The sequence below is a fragment of the Pseudonocardia zijingensis genome (assembly GCF_042657305.1).
Classification (GTDB): Bacteria; Actinomycetota; Actinomycetes; order Mycobacteriales; family Pseudonocardiaceae; genus Pseudonocardia; species Pseudonocardia zijingensis.
Window position 1 is genome coordinate 84,293 of record NZ_JBHSKO010000008.1, and the last position, 24,089, is coordinate 108,381.

26 protein-coding genes and 1 tRNA gene are annotated in these 24,089 nt (G+C 72.8%); 12 read left to right on the forward strand and 15 right to left on the reverse strand.

The window, feature by feature from the left end:
- Positions 1 to 4: 4 nt before the first annotated feature.
- A complete protein-coding gene (locus tag ACFPL3_RS18075; protein ID WP_379589375.1) occupies positions 5 to 715 on the reverse strand; it encodes a hypothetical protein in 711 nt (236 codons plus the stop codon).
- Between the two features lie 144 nt (positions 716 to 859).
- Positions 860 to 2,326 carry a 30S ribosomal protein S1 gene (rpsA, locus tag ACFPL3_RS18080; RefSeq protein WP_343939060.1) on the reverse strand — a complete coding sequence of 489 codons (1,467 nt, stop codon included), beginning with the start codon at positions 2,324 to 2,326 and terminating at the stop codon, positions 860 to 862.
- Between the two features lie 283 nt (positions 2,327 to 2,609).
- Here rpsA and ACFPL3_RS18085 point away from each other — a divergent pair, with 283 nt between their 5' ends.
- Positions 2,610 to 3,425: a class I SAM-dependent methyltransferase gene (locus ACFPL3_RS18085; protein ID WP_343939058.1), complete on the forward strand. Its 816-nt coding sequence runs from the start codon at positions 2,610 to 2,612 to the stop codon at positions 3,423 to 3,425.
- A gap of 119 nt (positions 3,426 to 3,544) precedes the next feature.
- Positions 3,545 to 3,994 carry a PaaI family thioesterase gene (locus tag ACFPL3_RS18090; RefSeq protein WP_343939056.1) on the forward strand — a complete coding sequence of 150 codons (450 nt, stop codon included), beginning with the start codon at positions 3,545 to 3,547 and terminating at the stop codon, positions 3,992 to 3,994.
- Here ACFPL3_RS18090 and ACFPL3_RS18095 read toward each other — a convergent pair.
- The 6 genes from ACFPL3_RS18095 to ACFPL3_RS18120 form a co-directional block, all read right to left on the reverse strand.
- Positions 3,976 to 4,698 carry an ABC transporter ATP-binding protein gene (locus ACFPL3_RS18095; protein ID WP_425564156.1) on the reverse strand — a complete coding sequence of 241 codons (723 nt, stop codon included), beginning with the start codon at positions 4,696 to 4,698 and terminating at the stop codon, positions 3,976 to 3,978. The two genes, ACFPL3_RS18090 and ACFPL3_RS18095, sit on opposite strands and share 19 nt — an antisense overlap.
- Complete coding sequence (locus ACFPL3_RS18100) at positions 4,685 to 5,617, reverse strand: ABC transporter ATP-binding protein (protein ID WP_343939064.1); 933 nt, start codon at positions 5,615 to 5,617, stop codon at positions 4,685 to 4,687. Before ACFPL3_RS18100 ends, ACFPL3_RS18095 begins: the two co-directional genes overlap by 14 nt.
- 26 nt (positions 5,618 to 5,643) lie before the next feature.
- Positions 5,644 to 6,789: a branched-chain amino acid ABC transporter permease gene (locus tag ACFPL3_RS18105; protein WP_343939054.1), complete on the reverse strand. Its 1,146-nt coding sequence runs from the start codon at positions 6,787 to 6,789 to the stop codon at positions 5,644 to 5,646.
- Complete coding sequence (locus ACFPL3_RS18110; protein WP_379589434.1) at positions 6,786 to 7,787, reverse strand: branched-chain amino acid ABC transporter permease; 1,002 nt, start codon at positions 7,785 to 7,787, stop codon at positions 6,786 to 6,788. Before ACFPL3_RS18110 ends, ACFPL3_RS18105 begins: the two co-directional genes overlap by 4 nt.
- A gap of 99 nt (positions 7,788 to 7,886) precedes the next feature.
- A complete protein-coding gene (locus tag ACFPL3_RS18115; RefSeq protein WP_343939050.1) occupies positions 7,887 to 9,113 on the reverse strand; it encodes a branched-chain amino acid ABC transporter substrate-binding protein in 1,227 nt (408 codons plus the stop codon).
- A 207-nt stretch (positions 9,114 to 9,320) separates the two neighbouring features.
- Positions 9,321 to 9,953: an ANTAR domain-containing response regulator gene (locus ACFPL3_RS18120; protein WP_343939048.1), complete on the reverse strand. Its 633-nt coding sequence runs from the start codon at positions 9,951 to 9,953 to the stop codon at positions 9,321 to 9,323.
- A gap of 143 nt (positions 9,954 to 10,096) precedes the next feature.
- Here ACFPL3_RS18120 and ACFPL3_RS18125 point away from each other — a divergent pair.
- Positions 10,097 to 10,172 (forward strand) — tRNA-Leu (locus ACFPL3_RS18125).
- Positions 10,173 to 10,207: 35 nt separating this feature from the next.
- A complete protein-coding gene (locus ACFPL3_RS18130) occupies positions 10,208 to 10,999 on the forward strand; it encodes an SDR family NAD(P)-dependent oxidoreductase (protein WP_343939046.1) in 792 nt (263 codons plus the stop codon).
- An 809-nt stretch (positions 11,000 to 11,808) separates the two neighbouring features.
- Here the strand turns inward: ACFPL3_RS18130 and ACFPL3_RS18135 are convergent.
- Positions 11,809 to 12,495 (reverse strand): DUF6319 family protein, encoded by a 687-nt coding sequence (locus ACFPL3_RS18135; protein ID WP_379589378.1) that lies wholly within the window; start codon positions 12,493 to 12,495, stop codon positions 11,809 to 11,811.
- Between the two features lie 55 nt (positions 12,496 to 12,550).
- Positions 12,551 to 13,399: an NAD(P)H-binding protein gene (locus ACFPL3_RS18140; protein ID WP_343940183.1), complete on the reverse strand. Its 849-nt coding sequence runs from the start codon at positions 13,397 to 13,399 to the stop codon at positions 12,551 to 12,553.
- A gap of 83 nt (positions 13,400 to 13,482) precedes the next feature.
- Between ACFPL3_RS18140 and ACFPL3_RS18145 the strand changes: the two genes are divergently transcribed.
- From ACFPL3_RS18145 to ACFPL3_RS18165, 5 genes are all read left to right on the forward strand, one after another.
- Positions 13,483 to 14,265 (forward strand): AraC family transcriptional regulator, encoded by a 783-nt coding sequence (locus tag ACFPL3_RS18145; protein ID WP_343940181.1) that lies wholly within the window; start codon positions 13,483 to 13,485, stop codon positions 14,263 to 14,265.
- A 63-nt stretch (positions 14,266 to 14,328) separates the two neighbouring features.
- Positions 14,329 to 15,420, forward strand: coding sequence for an LLM class flavin-dependent oxidoreductase (locus ACFPL3_RS18150; protein WP_343940179.1), 1,092 nt, complete (start codon positions 14,329 to 14,331; stop codon positions 15,418 to 15,420).
- Positions 15,417 to 16,034 (forward strand): FMN reductase, encoded by a 618-nt coding sequence (locus ACFPL3_RS18155; protein ID WP_343940177.1) that lies wholly within the window; start codon positions 15,417 to 15,419, stop codon positions 16,032 to 16,034. The genes ACFPL3_RS18150 and ACFPL3_RS18155 overlap by 4 nt, the downstream gene beginning before the upstream one ends.
- Positions 16,031 to 17,017, forward strand: coding sequence for an RNA polymerase subunit sigma-70 (locus ACFPL3_RS18160; RefSeq protein WP_343940175.1), 987 nt, complete (start codon positions 16,031 to 16,033; stop codon positions 17,015 to 17,017). Before ACFPL3_RS18155 ends, ACFPL3_RS18160 begins: the two co-directional genes overlap by 4 nt.
- 29 nt (positions 17,018 to 17,046) lie before the next feature.
- Positions 17,047 to 17,673 carry a dihydrofolate reductase family protein gene (locus ACFPL3_RS18165; protein ID WP_343940173.1) on the forward strand — a complete coding sequence of 209 codons (627 nt, stop codon included), beginning with the start codon at positions 17,047 to 17,049 and terminating at the stop codon, positions 17,671 to 17,673.
- On the opposite strand, the gene ACFPL3_RS18170 is transcribed toward ACFPL3_RS18165, so the two are convergent.
- Positions 17,666 to 18,112, reverse strand: a complete 447-nt coding sequence (locus ACFPL3_RS18170) for a DUF1772 domain-containing protein (protein WP_343940171.1) — start codon at positions 18,110 to 18,112, stop codon at positions 17,666 to 17,668. The two genes, ACFPL3_RS18165 and ACFPL3_RS18170, sit on opposite strands and share 8 nt — an antisense overlap.
- Before the next feature lie 90 nt (positions 18,113 to 18,202).
- On the opposite strand from ACFPL3_RS18170, the gene ACFPL3_RS18175 reads away from it, so the two are divergent.
- The gene (locus ACFPL3_RS18175) at positions 18,203 to 18,781 is read left to right on the forward strand and encodes a TetR/AcrR family transcriptional regulator (RefSeq protein ID WP_343940169.1); all 579 of its coding nucleotides are present in this window, start codon (positions 18,203 to 18,205) and stop codon (positions 18,779 to 18,781) included.
- Between the two features lie 35 nt (positions 18,782 to 18,816).
- On the opposite strand, the gene ACFPL3_RS18180 is transcribed toward ACFPL3_RS18175, so the two are convergent.
- Positions 18,817 to 19,941 (reverse strand): dipeptidase, encoded by a 1,125-nt coding sequence (locus ACFPL3_RS18180; RefSeq protein WP_343940167.1) that lies wholly within the window; start codon positions 19,939 to 19,941, stop codon positions 18,817 to 18,819.
- 47 nt (positions 19,942 to 19,988) lie between these two features.
- Between ACFPL3_RS18180 and ACFPL3_RS18185 the strand changes: the two genes are divergently transcribed.
- A complete protein-coding gene (locus ACFPL3_RS18185) occupies positions 19,989 to 20,471 on the forward strand; it encodes a DUF309 domain-containing protein (protein ID WP_343940165.1) in 483 nt (160 codons plus the stop codon).
- Here the strand turns inward: ACFPL3_RS18185 and rnhA are convergent.
- Positions 20,434 to 20,913: a ribonuclease HI gene (rnhA, locus tag ACFPL3_RS18190; RefSeq protein ID WP_343940163.1), complete on the reverse strand. Its 480-nt coding sequence runs from the start codon at positions 20,911 to 20,913 to the stop codon at positions 20,434 to 20,436. The genes ACFPL3_RS18185 and rnhA overlap by 38 nt on opposite strands.
- A gap of 15 nt (positions 20,914 to 20,928) precedes the next feature.
- Positions 20,929 to 21,747 carry an arylamine N-acetyltransferase family protein gene (locus tag ACFPL3_RS18195; RefSeq protein ID WP_343940161.1) on the reverse strand — a complete coding sequence of 273 codons (819 nt, stop codon included), beginning with the start codon at positions 21,745 to 21,747 and terminating at the stop codon, positions 20,929 to 20,931.
- 76 nt (positions 21,748 to 21,823) lie between these two features.
- Between ACFPL3_RS18195 and ACFPL3_RS18200 the strand changes: the two genes are divergently transcribed.
- Complete coding sequence (locus tag ACFPL3_RS18200; protein WP_343940159.1) at positions 21,824 to 22,942, forward strand: GNAT family N-acetyltransferase; 1,119 nt, start codon at positions 21,824 to 21,826, stop codon at positions 22,940 to 22,942.
- On the opposite strand, the gene ACFPL3_RS18205 is transcribed toward ACFPL3_RS18200, so the two are convergent.
- The gene (locus ACFPL3_RS18205) at positions 22,943 to 24,082 is read right to left on the reverse strand and encodes an ABC transporter substrate-binding protein (protein ID WP_343940157.1); all 1,140 of its coding nucleotides are present in this window, start codon (positions 24,080 to 24,082) and stop codon (positions 22,943 to 22,945) included. It lies immediately after the preceding gene.
- Positions 24,083 to 24,089: the final 7 nt, after the last annotated feature.

Here is a 24,089-nt window from a genome sequence, read left to right on the forward strand (position 1 = left end):
TAGATCACCGTGCGGCGCCGGCCTGCGACACCGGCCCGGTGTGCGGGGCCTGCGCCGGGGGCGCCGTGCTGCTCGGCACGATCGAGACGGACGGGAGCACCCTCAGCGCGAGGTCGACCAGGGCGTCGGCGCGGGTCTTGTCGCCGGGCAGCGGCTGGTCGGGCAGCACGAGCGTGAGGTTGCTCGTGGAGTGGGCGAGCATCAGGGCCGCCTTGCCCTGCTTCTCGAAGAGCGCGGCCGGGGCGGTGCCCAGCGACATGTCGCGCCGCTCCCCCGACTCGGCCTCGACGTTGACCTTCCACTGCTTGGAGGCGGCCGCGGCGTCGATGTAGGCGCTGGCGTTGATGTCCAGCAGCGGGCCGCGGTTCTCGCCGACGCGCGTGTACCGGCAGGAGACCCGCTCGGTGCGCGACACCGCGGGCTGGGCCACGCCGATGGTGGTGCGCACGGCGACCGAGCCGAGCGGCAGCCCCATCACGGCCTCGAGGTCGGAGGTGGCGAGGATGCGCCCGCAGTCGGCGGGGATGACGCGCCCGTCGTCGGCCGCCGTGCTGGCCGGGCCGGTGTCGGCGGCCGCCGAGAACGTGGGCACGGCGGTGGGCTCGAGGTCGGACGTGCCGCACGCGGCGGACAGCAGCACGACAGCGGCCGCCAGCAGCGCGCCCGCGGCGCGCCGGGCCCCACGGCCGCGTCGGCCTCCTCCCGCCCCGCGCATGGCTCCACGGTAGATCGGAACGGTGGGGATATCACCCGACGCGCCCGCTCGCTCACCGAACCGTGACATCGCATCCCCCGGACACGGGACAGCCCCGGTGACCTGTGGTCACCGGGGCTGTCCGCTCGGACTGCTACTCGCCTGTCAGGCTCCGCCGGACAGCTTCTCCCGCAGCGCCGCCAGCTGCTCGTCGCTGGCGAGCGAGCCGCCGGACTCGGCCGGGGCACCCCCACCCTGGGACGAGTAGTTGGCCGCTCCACCGTCGGCAGCTGCCTCGGCCTCGGCCTCGGCGGTCTTGCGGATCTGCGCGATGTGCTGCTCGTAGCGGGCGTGCGCCTCGGCGTACTCGCGCTCCCAGGCCTCGCGCTGCGCCTCGAAGCCTTCCTTCCACTCCCCGGTCTCGACGTCGAAGCCCTCGGGGTAGATGTAGTTGCCCTGGTCGTCGTACTCGGCGGCCATGCCGTAGCGGGTGGGGTCGAACTCGGTGTCGACCGTCATGCCCTCGTTGGCCTGCTTGAGCGACAGCGAGATGCGCCGCCGGTCGAGGTCGATGTCGATGACCTTGACCATGCAGTCGTCGCCGACCTGCACGACCTGCTCCGGGATCTCCACGTGGCGCTCGGCCAGCTCGGAGATGTGCACCAGGCCCTCGATGCCCTCCTCGACGCGCACGAACGCACCGAAGGGGACGAGCTTGGTGACCTTGCCCGGCACGATCTGGCCGATCGCGTGGGTGCGGGCGTACAGCCGCCACGGGTCTTCCTGCGTGGCCTTGAGGGACAGCGAGACGCGCTCGCGGTCCATCTCGACCGACAGGACCTCGACCGTGACCTCCTGGCCGACCTCGACGACCTCGCTGGGGTGGTCGATGTGCTTCCAGGACAGCTCGGAGACGTGCACCAGGCCGTCGACCCCGCCCAGGTCGACGAACGCACCGAAGTTGACCACCGAGGAGACCACGCCCTTGCGGACCTGGCCCTGCTTGAGCTGGTTGAGGAACTCGCTGCGGACCTCGGACTGGGTCTGCTCCAGCCAGGCGCGGCGCGACAGGACCACGTTGTTGCGGTTCTTGTCGAGCTCGATGATCTTGGCCTCGATCTTGCGGCCCACGTAGGGCTGCAGGTCGCGGACGCGGCGCATCTCGACCAGCGAGGCGGGCAGGAAGCCCCGGAGCCCGATGTCGAGGATCAGGCCGCCCTTGACGACCTCGATGACCGTGCCCTCGACCGGCTCGTCGGCCTCCTTGAGGGCCTCGATCGTGCCCCAGGCGCGCTCGTACTGGGCGCGCTTCTTGGAGAGGATCAGGCGGCCTTCCTTGTCCTCCTTCTGGAGAACGAGGGCCTCGACGTACTCACCGACCGACACGACCTCAGCGGGGTCGACATCGTGCTTGATGGAGAGCTCGCGCGAGGGGATGACACCCTCGGTCTTGTAGCCGATGTCGAGCAGGACCTCGTCACGGTCGACCTTGACGATGGTGCCTTCGACGATGTCGCCATCGTTGAAGTACTTGATCGTCTGGTCGATGGCGGCGAGGAAATCCTCCTCCGACCCGATGTCGTTGACGGCGACCTGCGGCGTGGTCGGGGCGGCGGTGGTGTCGGTGGACATGTAGTGGGGTGCTCCGGTGGTGGATGGGCTGGTGGTGCGGTCTGTGTGGGGTACGTCTCGTGACGTGGTGCTGTCACCTTTACTCGTGGATCGTGAAGAACATCGCGATGCCTGGCCGGATCAAGTGCGAGTCGTGCCCGCGACGTGGACCACACCGCGGGTATCATGCTACGCCCCGCCGGATCAGCCGGGCAATGCGGGTACCCCCTGATCAACCGCTCGGCCTGCAGGATGATTCCCCGGTGGACGAGCGGCGGGGAGCGGACGCGGGCGGGGCCTTCCGATGAGCGCCGAAGAGGTCCTCGGGACGACGGGCGTGGCCCGCCGATCCGTCGACAGCACGGAGTCGGAGCGCGCCAGCCGGCGCTGGTGGGACGCCGACGCCGACGACTACCTGGCCGAACACGGCGGTGACATCGGCGACGCCGATTTCGTCTGGTGCCCCGAGGGCCTGCGCGAGGCCGACGCCGGGCTGCTCGGCGACGTCACGGGCAAGCGCGTCCTCGAGGTCGGCTGCGGCTCGGCGCCGTGCGCGCGGTGGCTCGCCGCCCAGGGCGCCCGCCCCGTGGCGCTCGACCTGTCCGCCGCGATGCTGCGCCACGCCGCCACGCTCGGTGCCGCCACCGGCCTCCCGGTGCCGCTCGTGCAGGCGGGCGCCGAGCGCCTGCCGTTCGCCGACGCCTCGTTCGACGCCGCCTGCTCCGCGTTCGGCGCCGTCCCGTTCGTGGCGGAGCCGGAACGCGTGATGCGCGAGGTGGCCCGGGTGCTGCGCCCCGGCGGCACGTTCGCGTTCGCGGTGAACCACCCCATGCGCTGGATGTTCTCCGACGACCCCGGCCCGGACGGGCTCACCGTCCAGCAGTCGTACTTCGACCGCACCCCCTACGTCGAGGTCGACGCCGCGGGCCACGCCACCTACGTCGAGCACCACCGGACGCTGGGCGACCGCGTGCGCGACCTCGTCGCAGCCGGGCTCGTGCTCGACGACCTCGTGGAGCCGGAGTGGCCCGAGGACCGGGAGACCGTCTGGGGCCAGTGGTCGCCGCTGCGGGGCCGTCTGTTCCCCGGCACGGCGATCTTCGTGACGCACAAGGCGTAGGCGGCGAGCGGGGCCGGAGCCGAATGCCAGCAAGGTGGCTTTACTGACATATTGCGCCAGTAAAGCCACCTTGCTGGCGTACGTCGGGGCCTCGTCCACGGCTGGCATAGAGTCCCGGGGTGCCCATCGACCCCGCCGACCTGCCGCTCCTGGACCCGCCCGAGCAGCTGCCCAAGCTGATGGGCATCGAGTTCGTGTCGCTCGGCCTCGACGAGGTGGTCGGCACCATGCCGGTGGCGGGCAACCGGCAGCCGTTCGGCCTGCTGCACGGCGGGGCCAACGCCGTGCTCGCCGAGACGCTCGGCTCCACGCTCGCGGCCCTGCACGCCCTGCCCGACCGGTTCCCGGTGGGCCTGGAGCTGTCCTGCACCCACCACCGCTCGGCCACCGAGGGGCTCGTCACCGGGGTGGCGCGGCCGATCCACGTCGGCCGCACCACGTCCACCACCGAGATCGTCATCACCGACGCGGCAGGCAGGCGCACCTGCACCGCCAAGCTCACCTGCCTGCACCGCGACACCCGACCGGCAGGTGGCCCGGCGGAGCAGCCTCAGGCCACGCCGAGGTAGGCGTTGCGGACGGCCGGGTCCTCCAGCAGCTCGCGGCCGGTGCCGTGCTGCACCACCCGCCCGGTCTCCAGCACGTAGGCCCGGTGGGCGAGCGCGAGCGCCTGGCTGGCGTTCTGCTCCACCAGCAGCACCGTGGTGCCCTGCTCGGAGTTGATGTTGTCGATGATCCGGAAGATCTGCTGGATGATCTGCGGGGCGAGCCCCATCGACGGCTCGTCGAGCAGCAGCAGCCGGGGACGCGCCATCAGCGCGCGGCCGATGGCCACCATCTGCTGCTCACCGCCGGACAGGGTGCCGCCGGGCTGGTTGCGCCGCTCCGCGAGGCGGGGGAACAACTCGAACACGTTGTCGAGGTCCTCGCGGTACGCCGCCGAGCGCCGGTCCTTGCGGGTGTAGGCCCCCATGTCGAGGTTCTCCAGCACCGTGAGGCCCGGGAACACGCCCCGGCCCTCCGGCGCCTGGCAGATCCCGCGCTGGACCCGCAGGTCGGCCCGGAGCCGGGTGATGTCGTCGCCGTCGAAGACCACCCGGCCCTCGCTCACCGGGCGCACCCCGGAGATCGCGCGCATCGTGGTGGTCTTGCCGGCGCCGTTCGCGCCGATCAGCGCGACGATCTCGCCTTCCTCCACGGTGACCGACACACCCGAGAGCGCCTGGATGCGCCCGTAGTGGACGGCCACGCCGTCCAGCTCAAGCAGAGCCATCGGGCACCCCCAGGTACGCCGCCACGACGGCGGGGTCCTCGCGGATCGCCTCCGGTTTGCCGTCGGCGATCTTGCGTCCGAACTCCAGGACGACGATGCGGTCGGTGACACCCATGACGACCCGCATGTCGTGTTCGATGACGAGCACCGTGTACCCGTCCTCCCTGATCTTGCGGATCAGGGCGACGAGGTCGTCCTTCTCCGCGGGGTTGAAGCCCGCCGCCGGCTCGTCGAGGCACAGCAGCTTGGGCTCGGTGGCCAGCGCGCGGGCGATCTCCAGCCGGCGCTGGTAGCCGTAGGGAAGGTTGCGGGCCTTGTCGGCGGCGCGGTCGGCGATCCCGACGAACTCGAGCAGCGCCATCGCCTTGTCGGTGCCCGCCCGCTCCTCGGCGTAGTGCCGGGGCAGGCGCAGGACCGCGCCCGGCACGCTCGTGCGGTGCCGGGCGTCGGTGCCCACCATCACGTTCTCGAGCGCGGTCATCTCACCGAAGAGGCGGATGTTCTGGAACGTGCGCGCGATGCCGGCCCGCGTGATGTCGAACCGCTTGCGCTTGCCGAGGGACTGCCCCTCCAGCAGGACGTCGCCGGACGACGGGCGGTAGACCCCGGTCATCGCGTTGAAGCAGGTGGTCTTCCCCGCGCCGTTCGGCCCGATCAGCCCGAGGATCTCGCCCCGGCGGATCGAGAACGACACGGAGTCGAGCGCGACGAGGCCACCGAACCGCATGGTGAGGTCGCGCAGCTCCAGCAGCGTGTCGCCGACGCCGACCGTGATCTCCCGGTCGGTGGCGGCGGCTGCGGCCACCTGCGCCTCGTGCTTCGCGCGCTCCTCGGGGCTCATCCGCTCGAGCTCGGCGACGAGCCCGCCCTCGGGCGGCACCACGCCGAGCTGCTCGGTGACCGGATCCTGTGGCCGCATCTCGTCGGTCGGCGGTTCCTGGGGGTTCACTGCGCCACCCCGTTCCCGTGCTTCTGCAGCGCGCTCTCGCTGCTGATCTGCTCCCCCTTGCCGATGAGGCGCTGGTAGGCCTGGCGCCCGTAGGTCAGCAGCCGCTGGCGGGCACCGAGGAGCCCCTGCGGGCGGAAGACCATCAGCACCATGATGGCGATACCGAAGATCAGGAAGCGGTACTGGGCGATCACCTGGAAACGGTCCGGGATGTAGACGATGAGGAACGCGCCGAGGATCACCCCGACCTTGTTGCCCGACCCGCCCAGCACCACCGCGGCGAGGAACAGGATCGACGTGATGACGTCGAAGCCCTGGCTGTTGATGTACCCGACCTGGCCCGCGTAGATCGAGCCGGACAGCCCGCCCACCGCGGCGCCCATCGCGAACGCCCACAGCTTGAACCGGAACGTCGGCACGCCCATGGCCTCGGCGGCGTCCTCGTCCTCCCGGATCGCCACCCACGCCCGGCCGACGCGGCTGCGCTCCAGGTTCCCGACGAGCATCAGCACGATGATGATCACCGTGACGGTGAGCCAGTACCACGGCGTGCCGTCCGACGAGGTGAACACGGCCGAGCCGTCCGCGCGGGTGACCTCGGGGCCGGGGACGTCGGCGAAGCCGCGCTGGCCGCGCAACGGGTCGAGGTTGTCGGCGAGAAGGCGCACGATCTCGCCGAACCCGAGAGTCACGATGGCCAGGTAGTCACCGCGCAATCGCAGCGTCGGCGCGCCGATGACGAGCCCGGACACCGCGGTGACGAACATGGCGATCGGCACGCAGACCAGCCACGGGTACTGCGTGGTCAGGAACGAGTCCGGGCTCGAGAGCACCGCCGTGGTGTAGGCACCCACCGCGAAGAAGCCGACGTACCCGAGGTCCAGCAGGCCCGCCTGCCCGACCACGATGTTCAGGCCGATCGCGATCAGCGCGATCCGCGCCGCGTTGAACAGCGTGATCTGGAAGTCGGTGCCCGGCTCGGTGGTGAGCAGCGGCGGGTTGAGCACCGGGAGCAGGTAGATCAGCGCGACGAGCGGGATGAGGACGCCCCACTGCTGCCAGCGGTCGAGCGATCCCCACCAGTTCCGCAGGCGCGCGCCGAACGGGACGGTGACGCCCTCGGCAGCCGTTGCGGTGCTCATGCGCGTGCCCTCTCGAGCGACTCTCCGAGGATGCCCGTCGGCCGGAACATCAGCACGACGATCAGCAGCACGAACGCGATGACGTCGCGCCACTCGCCCCCGAAGAAGGACTGGCCGTAGTTCTCCACGACGCCCAGCAGCAGCCCGCCGAGCAGGGCGCCCCGCAGGTTGCCGATGCCGCCGAGCACCGCGGCCGTGAACGCCTTGATGCCGAGCAGGAAGCCACCGTTGTAGATCGCGGCCGCCGGGATCGTCATCAGGTAGAACAGCGCCGCCGCCCCGGCCAGCACGCCGCCGAGCAGGAACGTCAGCATGAAGATCCGCTCCCGGTTGACGCCCATCAGCGTGGCGGTGTCGGGGTCCTGGGACACCGCCCGGACCCCCCGCCCGAGGCGGGTGCGGTTGACGAACGTCTCGGCGATGACCATCAACACGATCGCGGCGACGACCGTCATGATCTGGATGTTCGTGACCCGGGCGCCGAACACCTCGAACGCCTCGGTGGGCCGCAGCAGCCGGATCGAGGGCTGCGCGTTGCCGCCGAGGAAGATCAGGAACAGCTGCTGGATGGCGAACGACGCACCGATCGCCGTGATCAGGAAGACCAGGCGGGGTGCTCCCCGCTTGCGCAGCGGGCGATAGGCGACCCGTTCGAGCAGCACCGCGGCGCCGCCCGAGGCCACCATCGCCACCACGCCGGCGAGCAACAGCGACCCGATCAGGGCGGCCAACCCGAGGTCGGCGGTCTCGCCGGGCGCGAAGCCCAGGCCGAGGAACGTGAAGTAGGCGGCGAAGATGCCGATGACGAAGATCTCGCTGTGCGCGAAGTTGATCAGCTTCAGCACGCCGTAGACCAGCGTGTAGCCGATGGCCACCAGGGCGTAGATGGAGCCGTAGGACAGGCCGTCGATGGTGTTGGCCCAGAACCGGTCGACCAGCAACTCGAAGTTGAAGTCGATCAGGCCGTCCTGCGCGAGCACGCTCGTGACGTGGGTGATCACAGGGTGTTTCCCGTCTTCACGTGACGACGGCGCGGCCCCGGGCCTCGCCCGGGACCGCGCTCGCCATCACCGTTGTTGGCGCCTGACTTCCTCTTCTCAGTCGATCGGCGAGAGCCGCTCGATCTGGCCGTCCTTCACGACGTAGCTCCACACCGGCGTCTCGTTGAGCTCACCCTGCTCGTTCCACGCGAACATCTTGGTCAGGCCCTGCCCCTGGTAGTTGCGCACGTGGTCGAGCAGACCGGCCCGGTCCGAGATGCCCTGGTCGAGACCGCGCAGCAGCACCGTGGTGGCGTCGTACGCCTCCGCCGAGTACGTCTGCGGCTCGACGTTCCACCGCGCCTGGTAGGCCTCGGTGAACTCCGGGAACACGTCACCGGGCAGGCACGGGCAGGTCATGTAGACACCCTCGGACGCCTCGCCCGCGTTCTGCACGAAGATCGGGTCCTTGACGCCGTCCGGCACGACGAGGTCGGCCTCGACGCCGGCGTCGCGCAGCTGCTGGGCGAACGGTGCGCCCTCGGCGTAGTAACCGGCGAAGAAGATCGCGTCGGGGTTCGCCGACTCGATCGTGCCGATCGCGGCCGAGAACTCCGTCTGGCCGGTCTTGATCTCCTCGTCGCACGCGGCGGCGTCACCGAGGGCGTTGGTCACCTCGGTGGCCAGACCCTGGCCGTACGCGCTGTCGTCGCGGATGACGCAGACGGTCTGCGCGCCGAGGGTGCCGGTGATGAACCGGGCCGCGGCCGGGCCCTGCACCGAGTCGTTGCCCAGGCCGCGGAAGAAGTGCGTCCAGCCCTTCTGCGACAGGTCCGGGCGCGTGGCCGACGGGGTGACGCCGACGAGACCCGCCTCCGTCAGGGCCGGGCCGACGGCCTCGGACTCACCCGAGAACGGCAGGCCCACGACGCCGAGGATCGACGGGTCGTTGATGGCCGCCACGGTGGGCGCGAGCGCCGTCTGCGGGGAGCCGCCGGTGTCGAACTCCTTGTAGGAGACCTGGCACCCGGGGTTGGCCTCGTTGTGCTCCTCGACGGCGAGCTCGACGGCCTGCTTGATCGCGATGCCGAGACCCGCGTTCGCGCCGGCGATCGTGCCGATGTACGCGATCGCCGGGTTGCCGCTGCACTGCCCCTGGCCGTCGCCGGCCGGCAGCTGGGCGTCCGCCGGCGGCGTGAACGGCGCCTGCGTCGGCTCAGCACGCTGCTGGGTCGGGGCGGCGCCGCCGGTCTCACCACCGCCACCGCCGCCACCGCACGCCGCGAGAACCATGGCCCCGGCAAGTGTCGCGGCGAGCGCGAGCACCTTCCGCTTCCGACTCATCTCTATGTCCTTCCCTACCGCCCCGGGGCTCCCCGCGGGACCGCCCACGCACTCCCCCCGTTGTGGGAGACGGGCGGACGTTAAGGGAAACGGAGCGACACCGTCATCATCGACGGCGCGTCCTTTACCGGACCGCAACGTTGGTCGCCGCACATCGTGGTCGTGGCAGCGGCACAGCGTGAGCCGGGGACGTGGCAGGAAGGCGCGTCAGGACTTGGGAGCGGCGAGCCCGTCGACGATCGCCTCGGCGACCGCCTTCATCGTGGTCCTGCGGTCCATCGCCGTGCGCTGGATCCACCGGAAGGCGTCGGGCTCGGACATGTTCTGCCGCGTCATGAGCAGGCCCTTGGCGCGGTCGACGATCTTGCGGGTCTCGAGGCGGTCGGTGAGGGTGGCGACCTCGTCCTCGAGCGCCCGCTTCTCCGCGAACCGGGACACCGCCAGCTCGATGGCGGGCACCAGCTCGTGGCGGGCGAACGGCTTCACCAGGTAGGCCATCGCACCCGCGTCCCGCGCCTGCTCGATGAGGTCGCGCTGGCTGAACGCCGTGAGCATGACGACCGGAGCGATCTTCTCCTCGACGATCGAACCGGCAGCCGCGATCCCGTCGACCTTCGGCATCTTGACGTCCATGATGACGAGGTCGGGCCGCAGCTCGCGGGCGAGATCGACGGCCTGCTCGCCGTCGCCGGCCTCACCGGCGATGACGTAGCCTTCCTCGGTCAGCATCTCGGTGAGGTCGAGGCGGATGAGGGCCTCGTCCTCCACCACGAGCACACGCAGGCCCGTGGCCGGTCGGGCCTCGTCCGCGTCCTGCTGCTCGGAAACCTGCTGGCTCACAGGGCTGCACTCCTTCGCCGGAGGGGTTGTACCGGAAGGATTCAGAATACCGGCAGGTCGCGGTGCCGAACTGTGATCCCGCCGATCCCCACGACCGGTGAGAGCGACACGACGCCGCGCACGCTAAGGTTTCCAACCAGCTCGCCCCCGTAGCCCAACGGCAGAGGCCGCGCTCTCAAACAGCGTCCAGTGTGGGTTCGAATCCCACCGGGGGCACCACGGGCGGCATTCCGCGGCTCGCTAGCCTCCGGGGCATGCCTATCGCCCTCGTCACCGGTGCCAGCCGCGGGCTCGGTGCCGCCTTCGCCGGACGGCTCGCCCGCGACGGCCACGACCTCGTGCTCGTCGACCGCGACCAGGCCGGCGTCGAGCGTGTCGCGGAGTTCATCCGCAGCACCGGCCGGTCGGTCGAGGTGCTGGTGGCCGACCTGGCCGAGGACAAGGGGCTGGCCGCCGTCCAGGCCAGGGTCGAGGACGCCGAGCGCCCGATCGACCTGCTCGTCAACAACGCGGGCGTCAGCGGCGAGACCGAGTTCACCCAGGCCGACATGGGCAAGCTGCAGGCCGAGATCGACATCAACATCACGGCCCTGATGCGGCTCACCCGCGCGGCGGTACCCGGCATGATCGAGCGGCACCGCGGCGCGATCATCAACGTGGCGAGCTTCGCCGGCTACCTCGCCGGACGCGGCGACGCCTACGCCGCCAGCAAGGCGTGGGTGATCTCGTTCAGCGACACCGTGGCGGCCTCGCTCGCGGGCACCGGCGTCCGAATGATCGCTCTCGTGGCGGGGCAGCTGCGCAACGCGATGGTCCCCGCACCCCCCGACGCCTCCCGCGACGGCCTCGACCCCGCCGCGGTGGTCGACACCTGCCTCGCCGACCTCGCGAAGGGCCGCACCCTGTCGGTCCCCGGCTGGCGCTACCGGGCCGTGGTGGACGTGCTCGAGCTCCCGAGGCGCACCCTGCGCGCCGCGGCCCGGCTGGCCGGCAAGGGCCGCGACCAGGGCGACGTGCTCCGCAAGCCGACGGCGCCGCACGCCTGAGGCCCCGGGGGCCGCTCACACACAACCTCGGGCACCCGCACACCGACTGCAACCGATGTGCCAGCACCACAACCGGTGCGCCAGCCGCCCCGAGCGCTCACACACAACCCCAGGCACCCACACACCGACTGCAACCGACGTGCCAGCACCACAACCGGTGTGCGAGTCCACGCCACGCCGCGGCCTCGCCGGCGACACACCGAGACTGGTGCTCACACACCGACTGCAACCGATGTGCGAGCACCAGGTCCCGTTTGTCAGGCCTACGGCCTCGTGGTGGCGCCGCGCATCGTGCGGGGCCGCCCCTCACAGGTCAAGGGCGCTCCGCGTCGCTTCGCGATCCGCTGCGCGGACCTGACCTGCGAGCCTCTGCGGCCCCTACGGCAGGCTTCGCGGCAGGCCAGGGGCCTGCCCCGTTGGCGCGCGGCGCCACCAGGAGGCGGTCATCCCTGTGCGGCCGAGGCCCCGCGTCGACCACGGGCAGATGGTCGCACCTGGAGATCAACCAGCGACCATCTCCCCTTGATCGCTGGTCTGGCGCGTTTTCCGACGCGAGGTGTCGGGACACGCGCCGGATCAGCGATCATGCCCTGACGGGGCCGCCCCACGCCCATGATCACGGAGTCGGCGCATTCCCGGGTCGAAAACGCCCGGATTCGCGCCGAACCCGTGATCATGGGCTCGGCCACCCACGCCGAGCGCCGCCTCCGCGCCGACCACACATCGACTTCGGTGCTCACACATCAGCTGCAATCGGTGTGCCAGCACCAATGCCGGTGTGCGAGCGCCCCCGGGCCGGCAGCGAGGGCTCAGCCGGAGAGCTCCTGGAGGGCGCGTTGGGCGGCATCGAGCTCGGCGCGCAGCCGCTCCACCCGCTCGGCCTGCCGCTGCCGGGCGGCCTCCAGCGACGACTCGATCGCCTCGGCGACGGCGGCCGGGAGCGAACGGGCGGCCTTGGCCACCTCTCCGGGCTGCACCGGGGTGGGGCGCACGGTGCGCTTGCGGCCTGCGGTGACCTCCACCGTCCACTCGCCCTCGGCGGTGCTGTTCAGCGTGACGGTGACCTCGACCGGGCGCGCCGCGGGCCGCGGGCGCGCGGGCTTCTTCGCAGCGGCGGCCGGCGCGGGTGTGGCGGCCGGCGGGGCTGCGGGGGCACGGGCCGGCACCTCCCGCGCCGGGGCGGTGGCCTGCGGGCGGGCCGGGGTCGGCGCGGGCTCGGGTGCGGGCTCGGCCTGCTTCTTCGCGCGCTTCCGCGGCGGGCGGGTGGCCGTGAGCTCGTTGGGCGAGCAGAACACCGTGTCCTTGGTGCCGGTGGGCCGGACCTCGATGAAGTCGCCCTCGGCTGGCTCGCCGATCGACACGATCTTGGCCGACCCGCCCACCGGGACGCCGACGGCGGCCGCGGTGAACCACACCGGGTACAGCCGGCCCTCCGCGAGCTCCGCGCGCGCAGCCGTCAGGTCCTGCTCCGAAAGCGGCTGCGGTGCGTCCGTCATCCGCGCCTCCCCTCACTCGTCCGGGGGGCATCATGCCTGCACGCACCGACAGAGATCAGGCGGCCCACGCCCCGGTGGGTGCGATGTGCGCCACCCAGGCCGCGAACGAGCGGGGCGGGCGGCCGAGGACGTCCTCGACCCCGGTGGCGGGAGCCGCGATGCGACCCTCCCGCATGACCTCGAACAGGCCGTTCAGCTCGGTGATCCACTCCTGCGTGAGACCGGCGGAGCGCAGGTCGGCGGCGTAGTCGGCCGGGGTGATGTCGTCGAAGCGGATCGGGCGGCCCGCGGCGGCCGCGATGGTGGCCACCGCATCGGCGAAGGTGATGGCGGTGGGGCCGGTCAGCTCGAGGGTCCGCCCCGCGTGGTCGTCGGCGACGAGCAGGCGGGCCGCGACCGCGGCCACGTCGTCGAGGTCGACGAACGGCTCGGGCACCCCGCCGGTGGGCAGGCCGAGCCGGCCGGCGAGCAGGGGGGCGTGCCACAGCTCCTCGGTGAAGTTCTGCATGAAGTTGTTCGCGGCCAGGATCGTCCAGCTCAGGCCGCTGGCGCGCACGACGTCCTCGGCCGCGGCCATGGCGTGGCCGAACCGGCCGTTCCACGTGTCGCGGCCGCGGCCGCGGCCCGAGAGCAGCACGACGCGCTTGACGCCTGCGTCGTGCACGAGGTCGACGAACGCCGGGAGCGGGGCGGAGTCCTCGGGCGCTACGAGGTAGACCGCCCGCGCCCCCTGGACCACGGCGGGCCACGTCCGCGCGTCCTCCCAGTCGAAGCGGACCTGGGCGGACCGGGATGCGGCCCGCACCGGGTGCCCGGCGGCCCGCAGGGCCGCCACCACGCGGCGGCCGGACTTGCCGCTCGCCGCCGTCACCGAGATGTCCGCGTTCATGTCGTTCGGGTTCATGTCGTCCAGTGGATCTCCCGGGCCCCGGCGACGGCCATGTTCGGGCGTCCGCGGAGGATGCGCCGCCGTCTATGCTCCGCGGGGTGACGGTCCTGGAGACCCTGCTCCGCGGCATCCGGACCCACGAGGGCGCGGTGCTCCGCGTCCGGCTCGACGCGGGCGAGGTGTACCCGGTGCCGGTCGGCTCGCCGCTCGTGCTGTGCGGTGTGGTCTCCGGCGAGGTCGTGGTGGCGGGCGAGCCGCTCGCCGCGGGCGGGGTCGCGATGGTGCAGCCGGGTGCCACCGTGACCGTGCGCGCGGGTGGTGCGGGGGCGGCGCTGCTGGTCTGCGGGTACCGGTCGCGGGGCAGCGGCATCCGGCTGACGAGCGCCCTGCCGCCTGCCGCCGTCGTGCCGCCCGACGAGCCCGACTGCGTGACGCTGCTGGAGCTGCTCGAACGCGGGTGCGACGGGCCGGCCGTGGTGCGGGACCGCCTCCTGGACTGGCTGCTCACCTGCACGTTGCACGCGTGGTTCGCGGCCCGGGCGGAGCGGCCGGGTTGGTTCGCCGCGCTCGCGGACCCGGTGGTGGGGCCCGCTCTCGAGGCGCTGCACGCGGAGCCGGCCCGGCGCTGGACCGTGGAGGACCTCGCGGTGCGGGGCGGGGCCGGGCGGGCGGCCTTCGCGAAGCGGTTCCGCGAGCTCGTGGGGGTCGCTCCCCTGTCCTACCTGCGCAGCTGGCGGATGACGCTCGCCACCGAGTACCTCGCCGACCCGCAGGTCACGGTGGGTGCCGTGGCGCGGCGGGTCGGCTACGCGGACGCGTTCACGTTCAGCGCCGCCTTCAAGCGGGAGCGGGGTGTGGCGCCGAGCACCGTCCGGGCATGAACCCGGCGGCCCGTGCGTTGGGCAGGGTGATTGCGAGTGCAACTACCTGAGGCAGGGATCGAGATGCAGTTCGGCGTCTTCTCCGTCGGCGACGTCACGCCGGACCCGACGAACGGTCGCACGCCCACCGAGGCCGAGCGGATCAAGGCGATGGTCGCCATCGCCCTGAAGACGGAGGAGGTGGGCATGGACGTCTTCGCGACGGGCGAGCACCACAACCCGCCGTTCGTGCCGTCCTCCCCCACCACGTTGCTCGGCTACATCGCCGCGCGGACCACGCGGCTGCAGCTGTCGACGGCCACCACGCTCATCACCACGAACGACCCGGTGAAGATCGCCGAGGACTACGCGATGCTGCAGCACCTGTCCGACGGGCGGGTGGACCTGATGCTGGGCCGCGGAAACACCGGTCCCGTCTACCCCTGGTTCGGCAAGGACATCCGCGACGGGATCCCGCTGGCCGTGGAGAACTACGCGCTGCTGCGCAGGCTCTGGCACGAGGACGTCGTGGACTGGGAGGGCCGGTTCCGCACGCCGCTGCAGGGCTTCACCTCCACGCCGCGGCCCCTCGACGGGGTGCCGCCGTTCGTCTGGCACGCGTCGATCCGCAGCCCGGAGATCGCGGAGCAGGCCGCCTACTACGGCGACGGCTTCTTCCACAACAACATCTTCTGGGACGCGGGGCACGTCCGGCGGATGGTGGAGCTGTACCGGCGCCGGTTCGAGCACTACGGCCACGGGCCGGCCGACCGGGCGATCGTCGGGCTCGGCGGGCAGGTGTTCATGCGCAGGAACTCGCAGGACGCCGTGCGCGAGTTCCGGCCGTACTTCGACAACGCGCCGGTGTACGGCCACGGCCCGTCGCTCGAGGACTTCTCCGAGCTGACCGCGCTCACGGTGGGCAGCCCGCAGCAGGTCATCGACAAGACGCTGACGTTCCGCGAGATGGCGGGTGACTACCAGCGCCAGCTTTTCCTCATGGACCACGCGGGCCTGCCGCTGAAGACGGTGCTCGAGCAGCTGGACATGCTGGGTGAGGAGGTCATCCCCGTGCTGCGCAAGGAGTTCGCCGCGCGCACGCCGGAGCACGTCCCGGACGCCCCGACGCACGAGAGCCTGAAGGCGGCACGGGAGCAGGAGGAGGTGTCCGCATGACCACCCGGAAGATCGCTGTCGTCAGCGCGGGGATCGGCGTCCCGTCCTCCAGCCGGCTGCTCGCCGACCGCCTCGCCGCGGCCACCACCGATGCGCTGGCGGAGCGCGGCGAGACCGCCGAGGTCACGGTCGTGGAGCTGCGCGAGCACGCCCACGAGCTGGTGGACGCCGTGCTCACCGGGTTCGTCGCGGCGGGCCTGCGCCCGGCCGTGGACGCGGTGGTGGGCGCCGACGCGCTGATCGCGGTGACGCCGACGTTCTCGGCGTCCTACAACGGCCTGTTCAAGCTGTTCTTCGACGCGCTGGAGGACGGCACCCTGGACGGGAAGCCGACGGTGATCGGCGCGACAGGTGGCACCGGCAGGCACTCGCTCGCCCTGGAGCACGCGGTGCGCCCGCTGATGGCGTACCTGCGCGCGGTGGTGGTGCCCACCGCGGTCTTCGCCGCCCCGGAGGACTGGGCGGGCGGAGCCGCGGGCGTGCCTGCGCTGGACCGGCGCATCGCGCGGGCCGCGGGTGAGCTGGCCGACCTCGTGGCCGGCCGGCCCGCCGCGGCCGCGCCGGACCCGTTCGACGAACCGGTGCCGTTCGAGCAGCTGCTGCACGGCGGATGACGCTCGCGCACGAGGAGTTCGCGGCGGTGGTGGAACGCCACCGCCGCGAGTTGCGCGTGCACTGCTACCGCATGCTCGGCTCGTTCGACGAGGCCGAGGACCTGGTGCAGGAGACGTTCCTGCGGGCCTGGAAAGCGGTCGACGCGTTCGAGGGGCGCGCGAGCGTGCGCGCGTGGCTGTACCGGATCGCCACGAACGCCTGCCTCGACGCGCTCGACGGCCGGGCGCGCCGCGTGCTGCCCTACGACCTGCGCCCGCCGTCCGACGCGGGCACCGCGCTGCCGGCCCGCACGGACGTCCCGTGGCTGCAGCCGTTCCCGGACCGGCTCCTGCCCGGGGACGCCGGGGACGCCGGGGACGCCGCCGTCGAGCGGGAGACGATCGAGCTGGCCTTCCTCGTGGCCGTGCAGCACCTGCCGTCCCGGCAGCGGGCGGCGTTCCTGCTGCGGGACGTGCTCGGCTGGCGGCCGGGCGAGATCGCGGGTGCGCTCGAAGCCAGCGTGGCGTCGGTCAACAGCGCCCTGCAGCGGGCACGGGTGACGGTGCGCGAGCACCTCCCGGCCCGCCGTGCCGACTGGGCGCCCTCCGCCCCGCCGACGGCGCAGGAGCGCGCGGTGCTGCGCCGCTACGTGGCCGCGATGGAGAGCGCCGACCCCGGCGCGCTGGCCGCGGTGCTCGCCGAGGACGTGCGCACCGCGATGCCGCCGTGGCCGATGTGGTTGCGCGGGCGGGACGCGGTGGTGGCGGCGCTGTGCGAGAGCTGGGCCGCCGGCGGGCTGGGGTACCGCTTCCGGATGCGGCCCACCGGGGGCGAACGGGCAGCCCGCGGTGGCGACGTGGCTGCGGACCGGGGACGACCGGCACCACCGCGCGTTCGCGGTCTCGGTGCTGCGCGTCGACCGCGGTCTCGTCACCGACGTGGTGGCGTTCCACGACACGCACCTGTTCGCCGCGTTCGGGCTGCCCGCCGTGCTCACCGATGACGTTCCCGGGGCCGCACCGTCTCCATGACATGGCGACATTGCTGTACTCGGCCACCACGTCGCTCGACGGGTTCATCGCGGGCCCGGGCGGGGACATGTCCTGGCTCACCCCCTACCTCGAACCGGACCCTGCCGTCGACGAGCTGATCACCCGCGTGGGCGCGTGCCTGGTCGGCGGGCGCACGTTCCGCGGGGCCGACCCGTACGCGGGCACCGAGGGCGAGGGCGAGGTGTTCGGCGGCGGCTGGGAGGGGCCGCAGTTCGTGCTCACCCGCACGCCGCCGGCCGATCCCGTGCCCGGCACGACGTTCCTGACCGACCTCCACGAGGCCGTCTCCGCGGCGCGGGCCGCGGCGGGCGAGGGGTACGTGAACGTCCTGGGCGCCGCGACCGCGCGGTCCTGCCTGGAGGCGGGCGAGCTCGACGAGGTGCTGGTCTTCATCGCGCCGGTGCTGCTCGGCGACGGGGTGCGGCTCTTCGAGCGCCCCGGGGGTGTGCCGGTGCCGCTGGAGCGGATCGACGTCGGCGCCTCACCGCTCGCGACGCACGTGTGGTTCCGGGTGCCCCCTCAGCCCGCGGCCGCGCCGGACCCGTTCGACGAGCCGGTGCCGTTCGAGCAGCTGCTGCGGGGCGGGTCGGCCGACCGGCTCACGTGAGGGCGGTGACCAGCAGGGCGAAGGCGGCGATGAGGACGGCGACGCGGACGTAGTGCCAGCGGTTCCAGCGGTCCAGCTGCTGCTTCCAGTCGGCGGGCCGGTTGTCGGGGGTCCACGTCTTGTTCCGGTTGTTGATCGGGACGAGCAGCAGGATCGACATCACCACGCTGAGGATCAGCAGCGCGCCGGCGGCGACGACGAGGCCGTTGCCGGGGTGCTGCCACCCGGCGATGGCCCAGATGCCGGCGAGGACCACCGAGCCGATGTACCAGAACGGCATCACGGCGCCGAGCATCCGGCCCCCGTGGGCGTGGCCGAGCTGGCCGCTGTCCCCGGGGAGGGCGTCGAGGATCCGGCTCATGACGAAGGCGACGGAGAACTCGACCCCCACCATCACGCCGACGACCACGGTGGTGACGACCTGGACTGCGTTGAGCATGACGACCCGCCTTCTATCTAGCGCTGCTAGCTGACGAGGCAACGCTAGTACTGCTGCCGCTCTCTTGTCTAGCAGTGCTAGACTCGTCACATGTCGGTGCAGGAACGCAAGCAGCGCGAACGTGCGGAGCGCGAGCGGCTCATCGTGGCGACGGCTCGTGAGATCGCCGAACAGGACGGCTGGGACGCGGTCACCACCCGCCGCCTCGCCGACCGCATCGAGTACAGCCAGCCCGTGCTGTACGGCCACTTCCGCGGCAAGCGCGAGATCATCGGTGCCGTCGCCCTCCAGGGCGCCACCGAGATGGCCGCGGCGGTGCGGGCCGCCACCGCCGCCGCGGACGGCCCCCGCGCCCGGGTGCACGCCCTCGCGCGCGCCTACCTCGACTTCGCCGACCGCAATCCGGCGGTCTACGACGCCATCTTCCAGCTCGAAGGCGGTCTCGCGTACGCACGGGAGGACACCCCGGAACCCCTCAAGGACGCCTTCGCCGCGCTGCTGGAGAGCCTGGGCGAGGTCGCGGGGGACGGCGTCGGCGCGGGTCTTTTCACCGAGGTGTTCTGGGCGTCCCTGCACGGCCTGGTGACCCTGACCCGCGCCGGGCGGCTGCCCCCGGAGCACACGGGGGCGAGGGTGGAGCTGCTGGTGGACCGCCTCGCCGTGCTCTGACGTTCCGCCCGGAGACGGGCGGCACCGGAGACGGCTCAGCCTCCGGCTGCGACCTCCTCCGCGGCACGCAGCACGCGCAGCGCGTTGCGCCCGGCGAGCTTGGCCAGGTCCGGCTCGCTCCAGCCGCGCTCGAGCAGCGCCGCGAACAGCGCGGGGTAGCGCGAGACGTCCTCGAGGCCGGCGGGCAGCTCGGCGGTGCCGTCGTAGTCGCCGCCGAGGCCGATGTGGTCGACGCCCGCCACCTCCCGGGCGTGCTCGACGTGGGCCACCACGTCGGCGAGGGTGGCGCGCGGGCGCGGCGGGCCGTCCCACGCGGCGGCGAACGCCTCCCGCGCCGCCACGTCGCGGTGATCCCGGCCTGCCGCCGTCATCGCCTCCCGCAGCCGGGCGTCCCAGCGCGCGACGTCCCCGGACACGAACGACGGCACGAACGTGAGCATGCAGGCGCCGCCGTTGGCCGGTAGGGCGGCGAGGACGTCGTCGGGGACGTTGCGCGGGTGGTCGGTGACGACGCGGCAGGACGAGTGCGTGAACAGGACGGGAGCGGCGGTCGTGGCGAGGGCGTCGCGCATCGTGGTGGCCGCGACGTGGGAGAGGTCGACGACCATCCCGATCCGGTTCATCTCCCGCACCACGGCGCGCCCGAAGCCGGTGAGCCCGCCGTGGACCGGCTCGTCGGTGGCCGCGTCGGCCCACGCCGTGGCGCGGTTGTGCGTGAGCGTCAGGTAGCGCACGCCGAGCCGCCGCAGCGCCCGCAGCACTCCGAGGGAGCCGTCGATCGCGTGCCCGCCCTCGGCCCCGAGCAACGACGCCACCTTCCCGGCCGCGAACGCGGCCTCGGCGTCGTCGGCGGTGGTGACCAGCCGCAGGTCGGCCGGGTGGCGCTCGGCGAGCCGGTGCACGAGGTCCACCTGCTCGAGCACGGCCGTGACGGCGTCTGCGCCGGCGAGCTCGCAGGGCACGTAGACCGACCAGAACTGCACCCCGACCCGCCCCGCCCGCAACCGCGGGAGATCCGTGTGCAGCGCGGGCAGCCCGCCCGCGAGGTCGGCGGCCGCCGGGTCCCCACCGGCGACGCGCAACGCCCACGGCAGGTCGTTGTGCCCGTCGACGAGCGGGGTGGAGGTGAGCAGCGCCTCGGCGCGGGCGAGGTGATCCACGCGGCCATCCTCCCGTCCACCGCCGTGGGCGTCACTACCGTGGCGTCGTGAACATCGCGCGAGACCGCGACGAGGCCGGACGGCCCCGCAACGCCCGCCCCCGCGACGCGGCGGGGCGGCCCCTCCCCCGCGGCGCCGAGGGTGTGGAGCGGGTGCCCGACGACCTGGTGCTCGACGCGGACGAGGGCGTCACCGAGGCCCAGCGCCTCCTCGACGAGGGCCTGCCGTTCCCGGCGCACGACGTGCTGGAGGCCGTCTGGAAGTCCGCCCCGGACAGCGAGCGCGAGCTGTGGCGGGGGCTCGCCCAGCTCGCCGTCGGGCTGGTGCACGCCCAGCGCGGCAACGCTCGCGGCGCGGCGGCGCTGCTGGATCGCGCGGCGCACCGGATCGGCTGCTGGGCCGCGCCCGCGCCGGCCGGCCTGGACATCGCCGGGCTGCAGGCCCACGCCGAGAAGCTGGCCCGGCGGATCGAACGCGACGGCCTCGGCCGCCTCAACGAGCGGGATCTGCGGCCCCGGCTGCGGGGATAGCCACCGCCTCGGCCACCCCGCGCACGGCGAGCCGGTCGGCGCGCTCGTTCTCCGGGTGCCCGGCGTGGCCCTTCACCCAGTGCCACTCGACCTGGTGCCGAGCGGCGGCCTCGTCGAGCCTGCGCCAGAGGTCCGCGTTCTTCACCGGGGTGCGGGCCGACGTGGTCCAGCCGTTGGACTTCCAGCGGGGCAACCAGCTGAGGATCCCGTTGCGGACGTACGTGCTGTCGGTGTAGATGCGCACCGCGACGGGGCGCGTCAACGACTCGAGCGCCCGGATCGGCGCCATCAGCTCCATGCGGTTGTTCGTGGTGGGGCCGGCGTCGCCGCCGTGGAGCTCCTTCTCGACGGTGCCGTAGCGCAGCACCGCGCCCCAGCCGCCCGGGCCGGGGTTCCCGCTGCACGCGCCGTCGGTGTAGATCTCCACGACGCGCTCGGTCACGCGCTCACGATATCGCTAGCTCTCGACGAGCCTGCCGAGCTGTGCCTCCAGGTCGGGGAGGCCGGTCGTGTCGATGAGGAACGTCTCCTCGATCGCCTTGCGGATCTCCGCGGGCGTCTCCAGGTCGTGGCGTTCGGCGGGGCCGTCGAGGTGGTGCACGGACAGACGGGTGCCGCTCAGGGCGTAGCGCCGGTCGGGCTCGGGGCGGGCGATCATGATCCCGCTGCGGAAGTGCGACTGCGGGTGGTGGCAGAGGTACCAGTTCGACACCTCGTAGTCGGGCGCGAGCTGCTCGGTGAGGTCGAACCAGTACAGCGGCCGCCACTCGGCGCCCAGCCGCGCCTGCATCACGTACCCGTCGCGCTCGGCAGGCACCAGCCGGAACGTCTCGTGCGGGGTGGGCTGCTCGACGTCGGGCTGCAGTGTGAGCACGCCGGTGAGGGTGAGCCCGCCGAAGCCGACGTCGACCAGGTGCGGGCCCTCCGGTAGGTCGACGCGCAGCAGCATGTGGCTGCGCGGCACGGGCGGTGCGTCGGCCGGGCGGGTCCACATCACGCGCGCGGCGAGGCCCGTGGTGGTGTAGCCGATCGCGTCGAGCGCCCCGCGGAGCAGCAGGTTCTGCTCGAAGCACCAGCCGCCGCGGCCGCCGCGCACGATCTTGGCGTCGAGCGCCTCCGGGTCGAGCGCCACCTCCCGCCCGGTGAACGCGTCGAGGTTCTCGAACGCGATCGAGCGTGCGTGGGCGGCCACGATGCGGCGCAGCGTGGGCAGGTCGGCACCGGTGACCTCCGGCGAGCCGATGCGGTCGAGGTAGGCGGGGAGGGCGGCGCACATGGCCGCATCATCCCGAAGATCCCCGTCCGGCGGTATCGACATGCGGCCCACCGCGACGCTGGGCGATCATCGGCGGGTGCCCCTCCCCGCATTCGCCCCCACCCTCACCGACGGCGTCGTGACGCTGCGCGCCCACGGCCCGTCCGACGTCGACGGGTTGCTGACGCTCGCGGCCGACACCGAGACGCGGCGCTGGACGGCGATCCCGCAGCCGTACGGCCCTGCCGAGGCTCGGCGGTGGATCGAGAACACCGTGCCGGCCGGGTGGCGCGACGGCACCGTGGCCCGGTGGGTGGTGGAGGAGGACGGCCGGTTCGCCGGGCAGGTGGACGTGCACCTCGACCGGCCACCGTTCATCGGGTTCGGCCTGGTGCCCACCGCGCGCGGCCGCGGCCTCATGTCGCGGGCGCTGCGCCTGGCCGCCCGCTGGGCGTTCACGCAGGCAGGACGGCCGGTGCTGCACTGGTGGGCCGAGGTGGGCAACCTGGCGTCGTGGCGCGTGGCGCACGCGTGCGGGTTCACGTTCGAGGGCACCCGGCGCCAGGCGGTGCGCCGGGGCGACCGGCTGGTCGACGGGTGGTTCGCCTCGCTCACCGCCGAGGAGGAACCCACCCCGCGCACGACCTGGTGGCCGGTTCCCGAACTCGTCGGCGAGCGCGTGCGGCTGCGCCCGCACACCGACGCCGACGTGCCGCGGATCGCCGAGGCGTGCTCGGACCCCCGCACCCGGCACTGGCTCCCGACGCTCCCGCACCCCTACACGGCCGAGTCGGCGCACGGGTTCGTGCTGGGCTGCCGGCTCGCCGAGTCCCTCGGGGAGAAGGTGACCTGGGCGGTGGCCGACCGCGCCGACGACCGGCTGCTCGCGAACGTCTCCGTCTTCCGGCTCGACGACGCGATGAACCCCACCGGCGGCGAGATCGGTTACTGGGCCCACCCGGACGCCCGCGGCCGCGGCGTCGTCAGCGAAGCGGTCGGCCTCGTGGTGGGCCACGCGTTCGCGCCCCGCGCCGAGGGCGGGCTGGGCCGCCACCGGCTGCAGATCGGCGCCTCGAAGGACAACGCGGCGAGCAGGCGCGTGGCCGAGCGGGCCGGGTTCGCCCTGGTCGGCGAGGTGCACCAGGACGCCGTCGTCGGCGTCGGCGCGGACCGCACGCTCGACGACGGCGTCTGGTACGAGCTGCTCGCTCCCTGACTACGCGCCGCCGGGGTTGAGCGTGACCTCGATCGGCGCGTAGTCCTCACCGGTGACGTCGACGCCTTCGGCGCGCAGGCTCTCGAGCGCCCGCTCCACGTAGTCGTTGGTGAACGCCTCGGGGTCGGGGTCGCGGGTGAGCACGGTCTGCCCGTCGGCGTTGACGGCGGTGCGGGCCACCTGCACCGTCTGGGCCCACGCGGCCTCGTCGATCACGCCCGCACCCGAGGGGGACGGCCAGATCAGCTTGTTGACCTCGTTGACCTGCCACAGCTGGTGGCTGGCGCCCAGGGTCGACCCGGCGGCCACCACCATGTCGCGGCAGGACTCGACGTTGTCGCGGCAGTAGGCCCAGCCCTCGAGCGAGCCGGCGATGAACCGGGTGGTGAGGTCCTGGTAGGCGGGGTCCTCCAGCCGGTCGGTGCTCGCCCAGATCGCGTCCTGGAGCATCGCGGTGCCCGTCTCGTTCCAGTCGATCACCGTGAAGTCGCTGGGTTGGTAGAGCTGCCCGGTGGCCGGGTTCTCCGCCTCGAGCACCTGCGCGTACTCGTTGTACGACATGGCCTGCGCGGCGTCGATCTCGCCGGACAGCAGCGCCTGCATGTCGAACTGCTGCTGCACCAGCGTGACGTCGGTGGCCGGGGTGAGCCCGGCCTCGGTCATGCCGGCGAACAGCTCGAACTCGTTGCCGAAGCCCCAGTTGCCGACCTTCTTGCCGCGCAGGTCGGCGGCAGTTGCGATGCCCTTGTCGGCGAACGACACCTGGTAGGTGCCGGAGCGCTGGAAGACCTGCGCGACGTCGGTGATCCCCGCGCCCTGCTCGCGCGACGCGAGCGCCTTCGGCACCCACGCGATGGCGAAGTCGGCCTGGCCCTGCGCGAGCACGGTCTGCGGGACGATGTCGACCCCGCCCTCCAGGATCTCCACGTCGAGCCCCCGCTCGGCGTAGAAGCCCTGCTCGACGGCGGCGATGTAGCCCGCGAACTGGCCCTGCTTGAACCACTGCAGCTGCAGCCGCACCGGCTGGGGGCCCTCGCCGGGTGGCGGCTCGCCACCGCCCTCGGGCGTGACGCTGCAGGCGGTGGCCGCGAGGAGGAAGGCGGCGGCCAGCGCGAGACGGCGGACGGGGAAGCGCGGCATGGGGACC